This is a genomic window from Winslowiella arboricola (assembly GCF_025527015.1).
Taxonomy (GTDB): Bacteria; Pseudomonadota; Gammaproteobacteria; order Enterobacterales; family Enterobacteriaceae; genus Erwinia; species Erwinia arboricola.
This window is the reverse complement of the sequence record NZ_JAODIM010000007.1, coordinates 1-243: the sequence shown is the minus strand read 5'-3', so window position 1 is coordinate 243 and position 243 is coordinate 1. Positions and strand designations below refer to the sequence as shown.

Here is a 243-nt window from a genome sequence, read left to right as displayed (position 1 = left end):
GCTCCGCTCGTAAAGTCAGTCACATACCAAAGTATGCTCCTTCCTTTCCTTCACTTGCCGCCTTGCTTCAGCGCAAAATCTTTCGTTTCTGCTGATTCTTATATCCGGTGAACTAAGCTGAAAATTTCGCGTCTCTCATCACGCTCACCAAAACACTTCTGGTGTTGTAAGGTTAAGCCTCACGGGTCATTAGTACCGGTTAGCTCAACGCATCGCTGCGCTTACACACCCGGCCTATCAACG

At 48.6% G+C, this 243-nt stretch carries 1 rRNA gene; it reads right to left on the bottom strand.

The features are described 5' to 3' along the window. Positions 1 to 168 precede the first annotated feature (168 nt). Positions 169 to 243, bottom strand: a 23S ribosomal RNA gene (locus tag N5923_RS00030); the annotation flags it as partial.